Genomic DNA, 15712 nt, shown 5'->3' on the forward strand with positions numbered 1-15712 from the left:
CTGTCTTCAATCTAATCCAACAGTGTTAACTGCCGGATCTTTAATGTCGTTTCTCCAGTATTTCAATGAACTTTTACCGCCTCATCCGGCAGTATCGCAGGACTCTCGCCCCATCTCTTTCTCCCGTTCCTTACAAACAGGAGTGCAAAGGTAAGAATAATTAGATAAACCACAAGAGAAGGAATCACAGAAAGTTGATTTTTTAAATAAGTTTCAACTAACTCCCTGAATCCGTGAGACAAATTTTTCAAAATGAAATCTAAGTTTCCCTCAAAGGCCTTCAATAAAAATTAACCATCTCAAAATTTAAATCGCATCCGTGAATGATGTGAAGTGTGACCTCGTCAGGATTCAAACCTGAAACCTCTTGAGCCGTAATCAAGTGCTCTATTCAATTGAGCTACGAGGCCTTAATGGGGTTACAAAAGTAGTTACGAATTTTGGATTTACAAAAACAAGATCAATTGTTTTATAAACCAAAAATAAATGGCCAAAAAACAATTAAGAATTATTAAGACAAAAAGAACCGCAAATCGAGTTTGATTTTATAATTTAGCCCCAATTTTAAATATAATACCCCTTTCATGAAAAGATTCACATCAGTAGTTTTACTTAATTTGATATTAATTACTTCCCTTTTTGCACAGAATAGAGAAAAAACACCAATAGGAGGAAGACCGGATATAAAAGGAGATTTATTTTTAGAATTGGGTTTTAACACATTAAACAATAAGCCAAGTGAGTTAAATACACAATTTATTCAATCCAGGACATTCAATATATATTACCAATATCCAATCAGAATTTTTGGAGAAAAGTCTGGATTTACGTTTAATCCCGGGTTAGGAGTAGCTTCAGATAAATTTGCATTTCAAGGCGATAAAGCGCTTTTCAATAATCCGGCAGTCGGCCCAAACTCGAGTCAGCTCCTTCCAATATCAGATGTATATGGAGATGATATCAATGTAGGAAAAAATAATGTTGGTCTTAATTTTTTAGAAATCCCTTTGGAATTTAGATATCACTTCAATAAAAACAATTATGACAAAAGCGTGAGATTCGCTTTTGGAGGGAAGATAGGATACCTGTTTCAGTCTCAAACAAAAATTTCTTATGTCGATTCCGATGGACTAGATAGAAAAATCAAGGACAGGCAGTCTTTTGGGTTCAACCAGTTCAGATATGGGGTCCATGCAAGGTTGGGATTCCCAGGTTTTAACCTTTGGGGTTATTATGGATTAAACGAAGTGTTCCAAAAGAACAAAGGTCCTTTTAACACCCAAGCGACCCAACTTAACTTCGGCGTTTCAATTGCGCTTTTCTAAAAATTTTGATAACCCTATACTTATAAAAAAAGCCGGCAAGCCGGCTTTTTTTATAAGTATAGGTAAAATGCTCCAAAGCAAACAGAAAATCCCAAAATAAAACCTCCCATTATTTCCATTGGATTGTGCGCATTCAGATATAATCTAGAGGATGCTATGATACCGGAAATCATGATTAGTGGCAGCATTATATAAATAAGATTTACGCTGGGGTTTTTTATGGCCAATACAAAAATGATTGCCAAGAACCCTGAAATTCCCGTCATATGTGCACTGACTTTCCAAAAAAATGAGATACTGGTCAATAGAATTACACATATTGAAATTGAAACCAAACTAAGCGTAAAAACAGGTTCAATTTCAAATTTCAAATAAAACAAATACGAGGACATCACATAAAAAAGGCTGACCATCGAAAAAGGAAAAACACGTTCTTCCCTACTTTTGAGATGAAATGTAGCAATATTGCCTGTAAGCTTCATCGTAATAAGACTCAATACAGGAATTAAGAACGTGGTCATGAAAACCATCAAGACAATTAACCACTCATTATAATACTGAGATGCTGATATTTCCGGAACTCCAAATAGCAGAAATAAGAAAATCAGCGTCGGAATTAACAGCGGCTGAAAAAGGTATGAAACCAACAAAGCTAATTTTCGTGCCACTTAAAGTTCCTTTCTAAGTCTAGCAACAGGTATTTGTAATTGCTCCCTGTATTTGGCAACGGTCCTTCTTGCAATATTATACCCTTTGTCATTCAGGATTTTTACCAATTTGTCATCAGAAAGTGGTCTTTTTTTACTTTCACCATCGACCATGGCCTGAAGGACACTCTTTACTTCTTTATTGCTAACATCTTCTCCGGAATCGGTAGCAATTCCTTCTGAGAAAAAATATTTTAAGGGAAAAATTCCAACTTCTGTTTGGATGGATTTACTATTTGCCACGCGGGAAACTGTTGAAATATCCATTTCAATCTTATCGGCAATATCCTTTAAAATCATGGGTTTCAGCTTTGTCTCCTCACCATCAATAAAAAACTCTTCCTGATAATCGAGAATAGCCTGCATGGTTTTCAATAAAGTTTGCTGCCTTTGTTTAATTGCGTCTATAAACCATCGGGCCGCATCCAGTTTTTGTTTGACAAATGTGACCGTATCTTTCAGCTTTTTATCCTTTTTATCGCTTTTATCATAAGCATCAAACATTTCAGAATAAGACCTGCTTACCCTGAGTTCAGGTGCATTTTTTGAATTCAAAGAAATCTCAAACTTTCCATTGACATTTGTCAGGATAAAATCAGGGATTATATATTGTGTCTTGATCAAACCGTCAGAAGTCCCCCCAGGCTTGGGATTCAGGCGTGTTATCATATTCACAGCATCCTTGATATCATCATCGTTCAAATCGAGTTTCTTCTGGATTTTGGTATAGTGTTTCTTTGTGAATTCATCAAAACAATCAACGATGATCTTTATTGAATTTTGGACAACGGGGTCATCAGGATGCTCCTTTCTTTCAAGTTGGATCAAAAGGCACTCCTGAAGGTTTCTAGCTGCGATACCGGCAGGATCAAAATTTTGAATTTTTCTCAAAATTTCTTCAACCTCATCCAGATCTGTTTCAATATTTTGGCTAAAAGCCAAATCATTGATTATTGCTTCCAAATCCCTCCTTATATAACCATCATTCTCGATACTTCCAATAAGCTGCCTTCCGATGAGCTTTTGTCTTTCATTTAACTTTAAAAATCCCAATTGCGTAATCAGCTGCTCATGCAAGGAAGCGCCACCGGATATTGGGATTTCCCTGTCATCCTCATCAGGAGAATAATTGCCATCTCCCTGCATTTTATAGCCACTGTAATCATCACTCAGATAATCATCAATATTTACATCTTTGTCTTCAAACCCTGCTTCATCCTCAAAGGTATCTTCATAATCATTATCCTCTGATTCACTGCTTTCCTCCTCTTTTCCTTCCTCCAAAGCCGGGTTTATTTCGAGTTCTTCCTCCACACGGGATTCCAATTCAGCAGTCGGAACCTGAAGCAGTTTGATGAATTGAATCTGCTGTGGAGAAAGTTTTTGGGAAAGTACCTGACTTAAATGTAGTTTTTGCATACTCAAATATATTTCAAAAGAATTTAGAATGAAGGCTTACCAAAAACGGTATTTCTTATACTTTCAATATTTCAAATTTAGGAAATAAGAACAAATTATTGATAAAAAGCTTATTTAATCGTTTTTTTGCATTCCCTTTAACAATCCATCATAGATGGGTATAATTCATTCAAAATCAATCTTTCTTTTCTATGTCTTTCAATAAAAGAATCAAAATAAAAAAACTTCTCGAAAATGATCATATCGGTCAGGATGCCACCATTATGGGCTGGGTGAGAACTAAGAGAAGCAATAAAAATGTAACATTCATTGCCATCAATGATGGATCTACTATCAATAATTACCAAGTAGTAGCAGATCCTGCTTTGATTGAGGAGGACATCCTAAAGAAAGTCACCACAGGTGCTTGTCTGAAAATCAATGGAAAGATCGTGGCCTCCCAAGGTGCTGGTCAGCAGGCTGAAATTTCAGCTTCTTCAATTGAAATTCTGGGAGAAGCAGATGCAGAAACATATCCTTTGCAGCCAAAAAAGCACTCTTTAGAATTTCTGAGAGAAATTGCTCACCTAAGAATCCGAACAAATACATTCGGAGCAGTCTTTAGGGTAAGGCATGCACTGGCATTTGCTGTTCACAAGTATTTCAATGACAAGGGCTTCTTTTATATCCATACTCCTATCATTACAGCTTCGGATGCAGAAGGTGCCGGCGAAACTTTCAAGGTTACTGTATTGGATTTGAAAAACCCACCTTTGACGGATCAGGGGAAAATCAACTTTAAAGAAGATTTTTTTGAAAGAGAAACAAACCTGACAGTATCAGGTCAGCTTGAAGGTGAGCTTGCTGCGATGGGCTTGGCAGATATATATACTTTTGGGCCGACTTTCAGGGCAGAAAATTCAAATACAGCAAGGCATCTTGCCGAATTTTGGATGATTGAGCCTGAAATGGCATTCTATGATGCACAGGACAACCAAGATCTTGCCGAAGATTTCTTGAAATTTGTGATTTCTTATGCTTTGGAAAACTGTAAAGATGACTTGGAGTTTTTAGACAAAAGAGCTGCTGAAGAAGAAACCACCAAAAAAGCTGATCAGAGAAGTGAAATGGGGCTTATTGATAGGCTCAAGTTTGTAGTAGAAAATGAATTTCAAAGAATAACCTACACTGAGGCCATTGATATTCTCAGAAATTCCAACCATAATAAGAAAAAGAAATTCCAATACCTGGTAGAATCATGGGGAGTTGATTTGCAATCTGAGCATGAAAGATACTTAGTCGAAAAACATTTTAACAAGCCGGTGATATTGACGGATTATCCTAAAGATATCAAAGCTTTCTACATGAGGCAGAATGATGATGGCAAAACAGTGGCGGCTATGGATATTTTGTTCCCCGGAATTGGGGAAATTGTCGGAGGATCGCAAAGGGAAGAAAGATTGGATTACCTTACCAAAAGAATGGAAGAAATGAACATTCCAACCGAGGAAATGTGGTGGTACCTTGACACAAGAAGGTTTGGATCGACACCACACGCCGGATTTGGACTTGGTTTTGAAAGATTGGTCTTATTCGTCACCGGGATGGGAAACATCAGAGATGTAATAGCATTTCCGCGAACGCCCGGACACGCTGAATTTTAATAAAAAAAGCCGCTTGATGCGGCTTTTTTTATATACTTTTTTCAACTTCCAAATTATCTGCAAGGTTCACCGAAGGCGCACCGATATCAATAACCTTTATTCTTCGGGCTAAAGGAATACATAACAGACTGAAGAAAATTGCCAAATAACCAACAATATTGAAATTAAGCAATATTCCGGCTTCTCCTTCCACCAAAATCAATCCAGCAATAAAAGAAGCTATTCCTGCAGCTAATTGTTGGACAGCAGAATTGAAGCTTAAGAAACTGCCTCTGTTTTCGGCTTTTGCGGTTCCCGTAATCAAAGCTGCCGCTGGAACCATTCGCCCGTTGGAAGTCACAAAAAACAAAGTGGATATCATCAATACAAATGGAATTGGAGTTTGCCCCAAATGGGTAATCAGCCCGATAGGGATAATATTCAAAGTCATAAACACAGTAAAAACTTTAATCTTACCATGATTATCTGTCAATTTACCAACCCAAGGGGAGGTAAAAATAGTAAATAGGCCACCTGCCATATAGATGTAGGTGAGCTGGATTTCAGAAAAGCCAACATTAGCAACCATATACGGACTCAAAAAAGGAATAATCATGAATTGACCAAACATCATCATGATAGTGAGGGAAATGGCTCTCATCTGATTATTGTTTCTGGTTACTCTTCTGATGACTTGTATAGGTGTTGGTTTGACTAAATGGCTGTTTATATGGGCTGTAATTGATGGGATATATTTGAAAATCAAAAACAGAATACCCAAAGAAAGACTAGCCAAGAAAATAAATGGGGCATGCCAATTGGAAATACTTGCTATAAATAGGCCAAAGGGAACTCCCACAACCGAAGCTACAGAAAATGCAGCCATGACCAATCCCATAGCTTTACCCCTACGGGCATCGGGAATCACATCACCGATAATAGCCATAATCAAGGCGGAAGTAAGGCCTCCAAAAACACCTGAAATAATCCTGGAAATCAATAATACAGAATAATTTGGAGAAAGAGCACAAGCAATGGTTCCGAGCAGAAATCCTGTAAACACCCACAATAGAATTGTCCTTCGGTCATACTTATCCAAAACAAAAGCGCCCAAAAAGCTGCTGATACCGGCACTGAACGTATATGAAGAAACCAGCAATCCAAATTCCCTAGGGGTGATTTCAAATATCCGCATCAACTGCGGCCCAAGAGGCATCAAAATCATGAAATCCACTATGTGGGTGAAATTAATGGCGGCAATGGTCCAAAGTATTAATTTTTCTTTATTCATCAGATTGAAAAGACTCTTAATGCAACCATCAGGAAATTGTTATAGTTCTTACTCCGGTAAATAAAATTCACTCAATATCAAGATTTAAATAAGTCTGTGGGATGGTTTCCAATATATCTGATGCTACCATTCCCCTTCTTTTTTTCACCGAAGCCAATTCGCCTGCCAATCCATGCTGAAATACACCACAAATCGCAGCGCTTAAAGAATCGTACCCTTGACCGAGAAATGAGGTAATCATCCCTGTCAAGACGTCTCCTGATCCTGCTGTTGCCATATATTTATTGCCTGAAGAATTAAAATACTGAGAGCCATCAGGACAAGTGATACAAGTAAATGCCCCTTTCAACACCAAAAAAACTTTATGATTAATTGAGAATTCCCTTGCTTTTTCAAGCCTTTCAATTTGGTCCTTGAACGGACCCGCTAACCTTTCAAACTCTTTGATATGAGGAGTAAGGATACTGTTTGGCGGAATAGCCTTTAGCAAATTCGGATTTTTTGAAAGAATATTTAAACCATCTGCATCAATTACTACAGGTGAATTGAAAGATTGCAGGATCATTTCAAAATAATTAGGGTCAACTTCCAATCCCCATCCGGGGCCTATACCAATCGCATCAAAGATCCCAAGGTCAGATAGACTAAAATCATTTACAACCATCACTTCAGGTGCCCCAACCTGTATGACTAACCTTTCATCCAATGGGGCAAGCACATGAACCAACCCACTTCCCGTCCTCAACGCTGCCCTAGAACAAAGTAAAATTGCTCCCATCTTTCCTTGATCACCTCCAATCAACAAAATTCTTCCAAAATCCCCTTTGTGGCTAAAATTGTTGAATTTTCTATGAAAAGATGGAATATCCTTTTTTTGAACATAATACTTTTTTTGGCTAAATGATGTTAAAAACGGTTCTGGAATTCCAATATCCAATACTTCGATCTTCCCTGTAAAATCTGCATGCTCAGGAATCAATAGTCCGAGTTTTGGCAATTGAAAAGTACAAGTGAAATCAGCTTGAAATGCGTCTCCTTCCAAAATAGTGTCAGCCGGTATACCTGAAGGCAAATCTATAGCGATTTTTTTTGCGTTTACCTTATTTAATGAATTGATAGTCTTCAAGTACTTGCCAGAAAGTGGTCTATTGACTCCGACACCGAAGATAGCATCAATGCAGATACAATTTTTTAAAAGATCAAATTCTAAACTTTCATAAACCAATACTTTGATACCCAAAGGGAGCTTAGTAAAATTGATTTGATAGTCTTGGCTACAATTTAAAAAATCCTCAAAAGTAACCACAGCTACCTTGAAACCATCCATTTCAAGTAATCGCGCCACAGCCAACCCATCCCCTCCATTATTGCCGGGTCCACAAAAAATAAAAATCTCATTGGGGAAATTTGTAAAATGAAGCTTAAACCAGTTGAAAAAAGATATGGCTGCCCTTTCCATCAAATCCCATGATGACATTCCTTCTGATTTGGCAAAAGCTTTATCCAATTCTGAAACCCTATTTCCCTCAATTATTTCAAGCATTCTTTATTTCAACAATATTTTGAAAATCCTGTTTTGGAATCCTTAACAAAAGTAAAAAACCAAGCCCAACAAAGAAGAATAAACCTAAAGCCAATGAACTGTTTCTCATATTTCCGGTAATCTGCTCGATGATCCCATATGAAAAAGTACCCAAAACGATGGCAATTTTTTCTGTCACATCATAGAAACTAAAGAAGGAAGCATGTTGGGTTGTATCTTTAGGTATCAATTTAGAATAGGTTGAACGCGATTGGGATTGGATACCTCCCATTACCATTCCAACTACAAAAGCCAAAGCGTAAAATTGATATTCATTGGTAACATAATAAGCTGCGCCACAAATTAAAACCCAAACAAAAACCATGATCACAAGGGAAATCTTATTTCCTAAATTCTTGGACAAGTAAGCAAACAGGTAGCTTCCTCCAATAGCTACGATCTGAATAATCAATATGGTAACAATCAATTTATCTCCAGGCAGACCAAGTTCTTTGTCTCCAAAAGTGGCTGCAAGATACATGACTGTCTGCACCCCCATGCTGTAAAAAAAGAAGGCTGCTAAAAACCTGTGCATAACTTTAGTCTTCTTTACTATTTGGAAAATTTTATTTATTTCCCGATAGCCCTTTAAAAATAGCGCCTTCTTTACCTTTCTATTGTATGGATTATCAGGTAAATATCTGAAAGGAATCTGAGCAAATCCTGCCCACCAAAAACCTGTAATCAGGAATGACCATCTGGCAGCCTGACTTCCATCTGTCAATCCAAAAGTCTCAGGAGATTGGATCATAAATAAATTCAAGACTAACAAAATTACGCTTCCCACATACCCAAGTGCAAAACCCCTTGCACTCAAAAAATCAAATTCTTCCTCATTCGCTATTTCAGGTAAGAAGGCATTATAGAAAACTATACTTCCTGCATAGCCAATACTTGCCAATACGGCACAAATAATCCCATATTCTAAATTATTACTGTCAAAAAAGTATAAACCTATGCAAGCTATAGAACCTAAATAGGCGAATAATTTCATGAACAAGAGTTTTTTCCCACTGTAATCAGCCACTCCGGAAAGTAAAGGAGAAATCAAGGCGATTACCAAGAAGGAAAAAGATATGGAATAAGAATACAAAACTGTATTCACAATCTTGAATCCAAAAAATGAAACTACATCCCCATATTCATCGGACTTGGTCACTCCATTGAAATAAACAGGGAATATAGTAGAGGTGATTACCAAGCTATAGACAGAATTGGCCCAGTCATACATGGCCCAAGCGTTCTGAACTTTTTTCTTTCGAGTAATTTCCAAAACTTCCATTTAAACAAAAGTAAAAAAGCTATCCCAATGGGATAGCTTTATGATTTGAAATTTGAAATTTATTAATTCTGAACCTTTCCGGTCGATGCATATAATAATTTACGTGCATCTGCTTCTCTCAATTCAAATTGAATGTCTGAGATCGGACCCATTTTTACGTCCCTGTCAGCTTTCATTGAGATTGTAATTTGGTCTCTTTCAGCCTCAGAAAGTTTATCTTTTTCTTGGTTTACCCAAAGGATAATATCCTTTGTATTGATCAACACGTCATTCGCCTGTATCCTTGGTTCGGTACCATATAGATTGGTGTTTTTCGGTTTCCCAACAAATAGATAAGAAATCAACGTCTTTTTCTCCAATTTCTGAAGTTGGGTTGCCTGAGGCAATTTTTGCTCAACAAGGATGTCCTGCTCTCTCAACACAGTAGTAACCATGAAGAAAAACAAGAGCATGAAGATGATATCAGGTAATGCCGAGGTCGGAATGTTTTCCGAAGTCTTGGTTTTTTTCTTAAACTTTGCCATATCAATTTCCTCCTATTTTATCCGGTTCTGCAATTGAGATCGCTAAAGGAATACCTTCTTTGCCTTTGTCAATCAGTGCTTTTTCAGCAGGGTTTTTACCTGTCAATGCCCTGTATTGGTCTGAGGTCAAACCAACCCTTTCAGCATAGATTTCAAAATATGCTCTTTTTACCTGATCTAGCACCTCTAGGTATTTCTCATAACTCGTGCCTCTATTGGTTTTGATTGAAACAACTGCACCCCCATTCATGGGGTGATCCGAAGAATTTGGATCTCTATTTGCCCTTGCCTTCAGAGATTGTGGAAGGCTGTTAAATAAAGCCACTGCTTCTTCATCTGGGGCACCAAAATTCAAAAGGAAATCTTTGATATCTTCTGAAAGCAAATCAGTATTTTCAACATACTCATCCTCGATGAGAAGTTGATCATTTGCATTGATCAAGATATTGTAGATGTTTCTTTTGTTCAAATCAATTTCTGGTGGCTCTACATTAGGATCCTGCTTAGGAGGAAGAAGGTTTTGAATACCTTTATCAGAGGCAATAGTAGTGGTGACCAGGAAGAAGATAAGCAACAGAAAAGCAATGTCCGCCATGGAACCTGCATTTACCTCTTGAGATGTTCTGTTTTTACCTTTTGCCATTATTTTATTGCTTTAGTGATTTCAGTAATTACTATACCTGCCAATGCAACAATTGTCATTACATAAGTCATAATTAGAGAACCTCCTACGAATTTGGACATGCCCTCAGTGAGGTTAAAAGGCTCTTTCGCAAACTTAGGTAGGACCTCACCATCAGAAATGGAATAAGCAATAAAGAATAATACTGCTAAAACCACTATTGCTAGCGCTGATTTTAATAAGCTTTTAGGATCGTCAAATGATTTTATCAATGGCATCACCACCGCTAAAATAATCCCGACAATCACTAAAATATCAGCTACGTATAGGAAAATATCTATAGAATCCATATTTAGTTTTTCTTTAGTTAATGTGAAGAATCAATTGAACTAATGCTCAATCAATATTATTTTGATAATTTATGCTTCACTAGGATATCAACCAATGAAATGGAAGCATCCTCCATATCATTCACCAAAGAATCGATTTTGGAAACCAAGTAGTTGTAAAACAATTGAAGAATAATCGCAACGATCAAACCTGCTACAGTTGTTAAAAGGGCGATTTTAATACCACCGGCAACAAGAGAAGGAGATATATCACCTGCAGCTTCGATAGCATCAAATGCACCGATCATACCGATAACCGTACCCATGAAACCCAACATTGGAGCAAGTGAGATGAATAGTGAAATCCAAACCAAACCTTTTTCCAACCTGCCCATTTCTACAGAACCGTAGGCAATAATTGATTTTTCAACCATTTCGATACCTTCAGTGTATCTCATCAAACCTTGAGTGAAGATAGAAGCTACAGGGCCTTTAGTGTTTTTAGTAACATCTTTAGCCGCTTCGATACCGCCTTGTTCTAAAGCTGCTTCTACTTTTGATAATAATTTCTTTGTGTTTGTTGTAGAAAGGTTCAAAGTAACGATTCTTTCAAGTGCTACAGCTAGACCTAAGATCAAACAGATCAATACTGGAGACATGTAAGTTGGATCACCTTCGATGAACTTTTCTTTGATAATTTGGTGGAATCCTTGCTCTTCAGCCATGACCTCGTCATCGACGATAGCCGGTTCTGTTGGAGCTGCTTCCACAACTTCAGTGGTTTCAACTGCTGCAGTGTCTTGTGCATCTGCGTCTTGAGCTTTCGTAGTAACCGGAAACATCAAAATTCCGGAAAGCATGAACAAAGCGATTAACTTTTTCATAATGTAGATTTTAAAGAGAATTAAATAAAGGTTAAACGGTTTCTAAATTAATAATGAGATTTTAAAGTTATCATTTTTTCATTTCAAAATGCAAAGGAAACTTTCATAAATTTTTTGAAAATGACTTATGGGCTTTTGAGACAGAATTTCCCGAAAGCTAAATCAAGGAAAATGAAAGGTTTAGAAAATTTATATAAATGGACATAGACGGGAATTAAAAGGAATGAAAACAGGATTTAAGGGGTTTGAATGAAGAAATCCTTCGGAATTTTGATTTAAAACAAAAAATAAGCCTTCTTAAATGGAGGTAAAAATTACTACAGGAGTCAAAAAAATAAATAAATTCAAAAAAAAAGATAAGCCTATAGCTTATCTTTTTGCAGAGAGGAAGGGATTCGAACCCTCGATACCCTTTAGAGGTATACACACTTTCCAGGCGTGCTCCTTCAACCACTCGGACACCTCTCTAGTTGATCCATTTTCTGAATCGGAGTGCAAAGAAATAAATTAATCAGAGGCTATCCAAACTTCTCCCTTAAAAAAAGGCCCTTAATTTGGCGGAGACATTTCACCTGCTATGGGCAATACGAGTTTTCTCCTGATTTCGGAATCATCTATTTCATTGCCCAAAAGAAACATCATCTTGGTGACCGCCGCTTCGGTGGTGATATCACTGCCACTCAATACGCCGATTCTTTTCAGGTCTTTGCTGGTATGGTACCTTCCCTGAATAACCCTACCGCCATTGCACTGTGATACATTGAGGATGATTATTCCTTTTTTAACCGCCCTTTCCAAGGATTCTGTAAACCACTTTTCACTTGGGCTATTGCCGGAACCGTAGGTTTCTAATACCACTCCCCTAAGTCCCTTGATGCTGAAACAGGAATCCAAGACTGCTGCTGTGATGCCGGGAAAAAGTTTGATGATGATCACATTGTTGTCCAGCTTGTTGAAAAACTTCAGTTTCTTGATTTGTTCATATGGTCTTATCGCTGCAAAATTATAATCAATGATAATCCCTGCTTCCGCTAAGGCAGGATAGTTTTCAGATTCGTAAGCATCAAAATGGACACTCTGCACCTTTTTGGATCGATTGCCTCTCAATAACATATGGTTGAAAAAAATACAGACTTCAGGTACCACCGGCTTTCCGTTTGATTTTGCAGAAGCAATCTCCAAGGCAGTCATCAGGTTTTCCCTTGCATCTGAGCGCATAGCAGAGATCGGCAACTGCGCCCCTGTAAATACCACAGGCTTGCTCAGTCCATTCAGCATATAGCTCATCATCGAAGCAGAATACGCCATGGTATCTGTGCCATGCAAAATCACAAAACCGTCATAGCTGTCATAATTTTCATAGATAATGTAGGCCATGTCAAACCAATGCTGCATGTTGATATTGGAGGAATCAATCGGTTCTGGAAAAGAAATAACCGTAATGGCAATGTTCATATTGGTCAAAGTTGGGACCTTTTCCATGATCTGACCAAAATTGAAGGGGACCAATGCACCGGATTCATCATAAGCCATTCCTAAGGTGCCTCCCGTATATATAATGAGTACGGAAGAATGCACTGCATTTTTGGCGGCTGTATTGATCCTGATTATTTTATAATTCATGGCCGGTAATGGTGGAATATTATTCTTGAATTTTCTTCAGTAACCTCAGAAACCCGCTCCAAAGTGTTCATCGTCAAATCTCCAACCCGCTGCGCAATCAAAGGAATGTATTCTGTGGAATTTCTTTTGCCCCGATGTGGCACGGGTGCTAGGTATGGTCCGTCGGTTTCCAATACCAGGTGTTCCAAACCGATTTCGGGCAATACTTTATCCAAACCTCCATTTTTGTATGTTGAAACGCCACCGATTCCGAGCAAAAAACCCAATTTAATGATTTCCTTGGCTTGCTCTACTGACCCAGTAAAACAATGGAAGATCCCTTTCAGGTCATCCGTTTTTTCTTCCCTGATGATGGCGATGGTCTCATCCATGGATTCCCGGCAGTGCAAAATGATAGGCCATTTCTTTTTCTTTGCCCATTGGATCTGGATTTTAAGCGACTCCTTTTGCTGCTCAAAGAAAGTCTTGTCCCAATACAGATCTAATCCCGTTTCACCGATTCCTGCAAATTCCCGCCTTTCGATCCATTCTTCCATGATGTAAAGCTGCTTTTCGAATTCAGCATTTACATCGCAGGGATGCAAACCCATCATTGGAATACAGATCCCGGGGTTATTCAACTCTGCCTCCAACATCGCATCAATGGAATCCACATCAACATTTGGCATGTAGATTTTATGGACACCATTCTCTATGGTCCTCCTAATTACTTCATCCCTATCCCCATTATATTTGTCAGAATAGATATGGGCATGTGTATCTGTAAACTTCATCCGTATTTTCTTCCTTTCCAGTCTGTTTTGGACGGCCAAAAATAATAAACTATTGTGGACCATGAGGTAAACAAATAATATATTTCAAAAAGGAACAAAGTGGAAATTCTCAATTTTTGATCGGTTTTGAAAGCAAACCGGTAAATAAACAGGGATTGGATTGCCACTTTCACCAGCCAAACATTGACTCCTTCAAAAGGCTGTAAAAAACACAGGAAAATAATAGCAGGAAAAAACAAAACCTGCATAGCCAATACCGCCCTCCAATACAAAGGCAACTTCATAGCTCCATACATCCACCTCTTCCTTTGTCCCAACAATCCTTTTAGATTTTGTTGGGGTAATGTCTCTACCAAATTCTCCCCTGAGACATGATGTATTGCTTTGTATCCATTCTTTTCGATAGCCTTCCCCATCTCAAAGTCCTCGGTGAGTGAAAAAGGGATTCCTTCAAAACCTCCTACTGAATCATAGGCCTCCTTGGTGATCAACATATTGTTTCCCATAGAAGTCACAGAGATGCCAAGGTCATTGATTACTTTAACCATCCCCAAGGAAAGCCACCAATCGAAAGCTTGCATTTTTCCAAACAATAAATCTGAACCTATATGCGTGATTCCTGTCACTATACCAGATCCAGTACTTTTTTGCGCCAATAACATCGAATTTATCCATTGCGGAGATACTGCACAATCTGCATCAGTAAACAGAAAAAATTCTCCAACAGCAACCTTATCCATTTGGGAAAGGGCATTGGCTTTTCCATTCCTCCTTTTTTGATCGCCTTCGGTGATTTCGACCATAATGGAATTAGGATGTACATTTACCCATTTCTGCAAAATGTCAGCAGTCCCGTCCGTACTCCTGTCATTACCAAAGACAAATTGGATACTGTCTTTTGGATAATCAAGTTTCTCTATGGAATCAAGACAACGCGGTAAGTTTTGGGCTTCATTCCTACAGGGGATCAATACACTGACTTTTGGAAAATCCGGTTTTTGGGCTTCGTCGTATTTTTCAAAATTCATCTGAAGCAAAGCCACAAGCAAAAAATCCTGCAGCAGCAATAAAAAAACAACTATTACCGCCAATCCATAAATCATAACAAGCCTGTTTGGAAGCCCTTATCTTTTATAAAATCCAGGTAATCGGGCAACACCTTCTTAACAACCCTTTCTGTTTTTTGTTGGTCGTGAAAAAGTACGATGGATCCGTTTCTGCTATACTGTATGGTTTTGGACCGGCATTTCTCCGCACTTTGATCCTGGTCATAATCTCCTGACAAAACATCCCACATGACGATCTGATGATGTGCAAGTACAAGCTTAGATTGGGTTTTGGAAATCTTTCCATATGGTGGACGGAAATTTACCGGGCTTACATCAAGTGTATCCTGAAGGATCTTCTGGCACTTTTCAATATTTTCCAGATACAAGGCATCAGGATTTCGGTATCCGTCCAAATGGTTATAAGTGTGGTTACCGATTCCGTTACCTTCTTGGAGTACTTCTTTGGCAAGGTAAGGATGCTTTTCGACATTGGCGCCTACCATAAAAAACGTAGCTTTCATCCCTCTTTTTGAAAGTTCATTCAGTACAAAATCCGTAATCCCTGGCACAGGACCATCATCAAAGGTCAGGTAAATCGTCTTTTCATCCCGGTTTTTATTCCAGATAAATTTATCGAAAACTTTCGGGATGATTGATGGCACATGATGCATCCAAACCAT

At 38.1% G+C, this 15712-nt stretch carries 15 protein-coding genes and 2 tRNA genes; 2 read left to right on the forward strand and 15 right to left on the reverse strand.

All coding sequences use genetic code 11. The features are described from left to right. Positions 1–336 precede the first annotated feature (336 nt). Positions 337–410: transfer RNA gene (locus NK987_RS16220), tRNA-Arg, on the reverse strand. 174 nt (positions 411–584) lie between these two features. Between NK987_RS16220 and NK987_RS16225 the strand changes: the two genes are divergently transcribed. After that, positions 585–1325, forward strand: a complete 741-nt coding sequence (locus tag NK987_RS16225) for a porin family protein (RefSeq protein ID WP_259264707.1) — start codon at positions 585–587, stop codon at positions 1323–1325. A gap of 50 nt (positions 1326–1375) precedes the next feature. Here the strand turns inward: NK987_RS16225 and NK987_RS16230 are convergent, their stop codons facing one another. Further along, on the reverse strand, positions 1376–1993 hold the full coding sequence (locus tag NK987_RS16230; protein ID WP_259264708.1) for a phosphatase PAP2 family protein: 618 nt from the start codon (positions 1991–1993) through the stop codon (positions 1376–1378). Next, entirely contained in the window at positions 1994–3451 is a 1458-nt protein-coding gene (gene rpoN / locus NK987_RS16235; protein WP_259264709.1) for an RNA polymerase factor sigma-54, read from the reverse strand. Positions 3452–3642: 191 nt separating this feature from the next. Here rpoN and asnS point away from each other — a divergent pair, with 191 nt between their 5' ends. Further along, the gene (gene asnS, locus NK987_RS16240; protein WP_259264710.1) at positions 3643–5094 is read left to right on the forward strand and encodes an asparagine--tRNA ligase; all 1452 of its coding nucleotides are present in this window, start codon (positions 3643–3645) and stop codon (positions 5092–5094) included. A gap of 28 nt (positions 5095–5122) precedes the next feature. On the opposite strand, the gene NK987_RS16245 is transcribed toward asnS, so the two are convergent. From NK987_RS16245 to NK987_RS16300, 12 genes are all read right to left on the reverse strand, one after another. Continuing rightward, positions 5123–6364, reverse strand: a complete 1242-nt coding sequence (locus NK987_RS16245) for an MFS transporter (protein ID WP_259264711.1) — start codon at positions 6362–6364, stop codon at positions 5123–5125. 67 nt (positions 6365–6431) lie between these two features. Beyond that, entirely contained in the window at positions 6432–7907 is a 1476-nt protein-coding gene (locus NK987_RS16250) for an NAD(P)H-hydrate dehydratase (protein WP_259264712.1), read from the reverse strand. After that, the gene (locus NK987_RS16255; protein WP_259264713.1) at positions 7900–9228 is read right to left on the reverse strand and encodes an MFS transporter; all 1329 of its coding nucleotides are present in this window, start codon (positions 9226–9228) and stop codon (positions 7900–7902) included. Before NK987_RS16255 ends, NK987_RS16250 begins: the two co-directional genes overlap by 8 nt. 62 nt (positions 9229–9290) lie before the next feature. After that, on the reverse strand, positions 9291–9752 hold the full coding sequence (locus tag NK987_RS16260) for an ExbD/TolR family protein (protein ID WP_258423755.1): 462 nt from the start codon (positions 9750–9752) through the stop codon (positions 9291–9293). Position 9753: 1 nt separating this feature from the next. Then, entirely contained in the window at positions 9754–10395 is a 642-nt protein-coding gene (locus NK987_RS16265) for an ExbD/TolR family protein (protein WP_258423756.1), read from the reverse strand. Then, positions 10395–10724 carry a hypothetical protein gene (locus NK987_RS16270; RefSeq protein WP_259264714.1) on the reverse strand — a complete coding sequence of 110 codons (330 nt, stop codon included), beginning with the start codon at positions 10722–10724 and terminating at the stop codon, positions 10395–10397. Before NK987_RS16270 ends, NK987_RS16265 begins: the two co-directional genes overlap by 1 nt. A gap of 56 nt (positions 10725–10780) precedes the next feature. Continuing rightward, positions 10781–11587, reverse strand: coding sequence for a MotA/TolQ/ExbB proton channel family protein (locus NK987_RS16275; protein WP_258423758.1), 807 nt, complete (start codon positions 11585–11587; stop codon positions 10781–10783). A 380-nt stretch (positions 11588–11967) separates the two neighbouring features. After that, positions 11968–12055, reverse strand: a tRNA-Ser gene (locus NK987_RS16280). An 81-nt stretch (positions 12056–12136) separates the two neighbouring features. Then, positions 12137–13210, reverse strand: coding sequence for an asparaginase (locus tag NK987_RS16285; RefSeq protein ID WP_259264715.1), 1074 nt, complete (start codon positions 13208–13210; stop codon positions 12137–12139). Next, positions 13207–13983: a TatD family hydrolase gene (locus tag NK987_RS16290; protein ID WP_259264716.1), complete on the reverse strand. Its 777-nt coding sequence runs from the start codon at positions 13981–13983 to the stop codon at positions 13207–13209. The genes NK987_RS16285 and NK987_RS16290 overlap by 4 nt, the downstream gene beginning before the upstream one ends. Then, positions 13980–15086, reverse strand: a complete 1107-nt coding sequence (locus NK987_RS16295) for a glycosyltransferase (protein WP_259264717.1) — start codon at positions 15084–15086, stop codon at positions 13980–13982. The genes NK987_RS16290 and NK987_RS16295 overlap by 4 nt, the downstream gene beginning before the upstream one ends. Continuing rightward, positions 15083–15712 carry a polysaccharide deacetylase family protein gene (locus NK987_RS16300; RefSeq protein ID WP_259264718.1) on the reverse strand — a complete coding sequence of 210 codons (630 nt, stop codon included), beginning with the start codon at positions 15710–15712 and terminating at the stop codon, positions 15083–15085. Before NK987_RS16300 ends, NK987_RS16295 begins: the two co-directional genes overlap by 4 nt.

Origin of the sequence: Aquiflexum gelatinilyticum, assembly GCF_024813435.1 — a bacterium.
GTDB classification, from domain to species: domain Bacteria; phylum Bacteroidota; class Bacteroidia; order Cytophagales; family Cyclobacteriaceae; genus Cognataquiflexum; species Cognataquiflexum gelatinilyticum.

Excerpts from the sequence above, each read along its gene's own strand:
- NK987_RS16245 (WP_259264711.1), bottom strand. The coding sequence starts at position 6,364 with ATGAATAAAGAAAAATTAATACTTTGGACCATTGCCGCCATTAATTTC.
- NK987_RS16250 (WP_259264712.1), bottom strand. The coding sequence starts at position 7,907 with ATGCTTGAAATAATTGAGGGAAATAGGGTTTCAGAATTGGATAAAGCT.
- asnS (WP_259264710.1), top strand. The coding sequence starts at position 3,643 with ATGTCTTTCAATAAAAGAATCAAAATAAAAAAACTTCTCGAAAATGAT.
- NK987_RS16275 (WP_258423758.1), bottom strand. The coding sequence starts at position 11,587 with ATGAAAAAGTTAATCGCTTTGTTCATGCTTTCCGGAATTTTGATGTTT.
- NK987_RS16295 (WP_259264717.1), bottom strand. The coding sequence starts at position 15,086 with ATGATTTATGGATTGGCGGTAATAGTTGTTTTTTTATTGCTGCTGCAG.
- NK987_RS16265 (WP_258423756.1), bottom strand. The coding sequence starts at position 10,395 with ATGGCAAAAGGTAAAAACAGAACATCTCAAGAGGTAAATGCAGGTTCC.
- NK987_RS16260 (WP_258423755.1), bottom strand. The coding sequence starts at position 9,752 with ATGGCAAAGTTTAAGAAAAAAACCAAGACTTCGGAAAACATTCCGACC.
- NK987_RS16290 (WP_259264716.1), bottom strand. The coding sequence starts at position 13,983 with ATGAAGTTTACAGATACACATGCCCATATCTATTCTGACAAATATAAT.
- NK987_RS16270 (WP_259264714.1), bottom strand. The coding sequence starts at position 10,724 with ATGGATTCTATAGATATTTTCCTATACGTAGCTGATATTTTAGTGATT.
- NK987_RS16300 (WP_259264718.1), bottom strand. The coding sequence starts at position 15,712 with ATGGTTTGGATGCATCATGTGCCATCAATCATCCCGAAAGTTTTCGAT.
- rpoN (WP_259264709.1), bottom strand. The coding sequence starts at position 3,451 with ATGCAAAAACTACATTTAAGTCAGGTACTTTCCCAAAAACTTTCTCCA.
- NK987_RS16255 (WP_259264713.1), bottom strand. The coding sequence starts at position 9,228 with ATGGAAGTTTTGGAAATTACTCGAAAGAAAAAAGTTCAGAACGCTTGG.
- NK987_RS16285 (WP_259264715.1), bottom strand. The coding sequence starts at position 13,210 with ATGAATTATAAAATAATCAGGATCAATACAGCCGCCAAAAATGCAGTG.
- NK987_RS16225 (WP_259264707.1), top strand. The coding sequence starts at position 585 with ATGAAAAGATTCACATCAGTAGTTTTACTTAATTTGATATTAATTACT.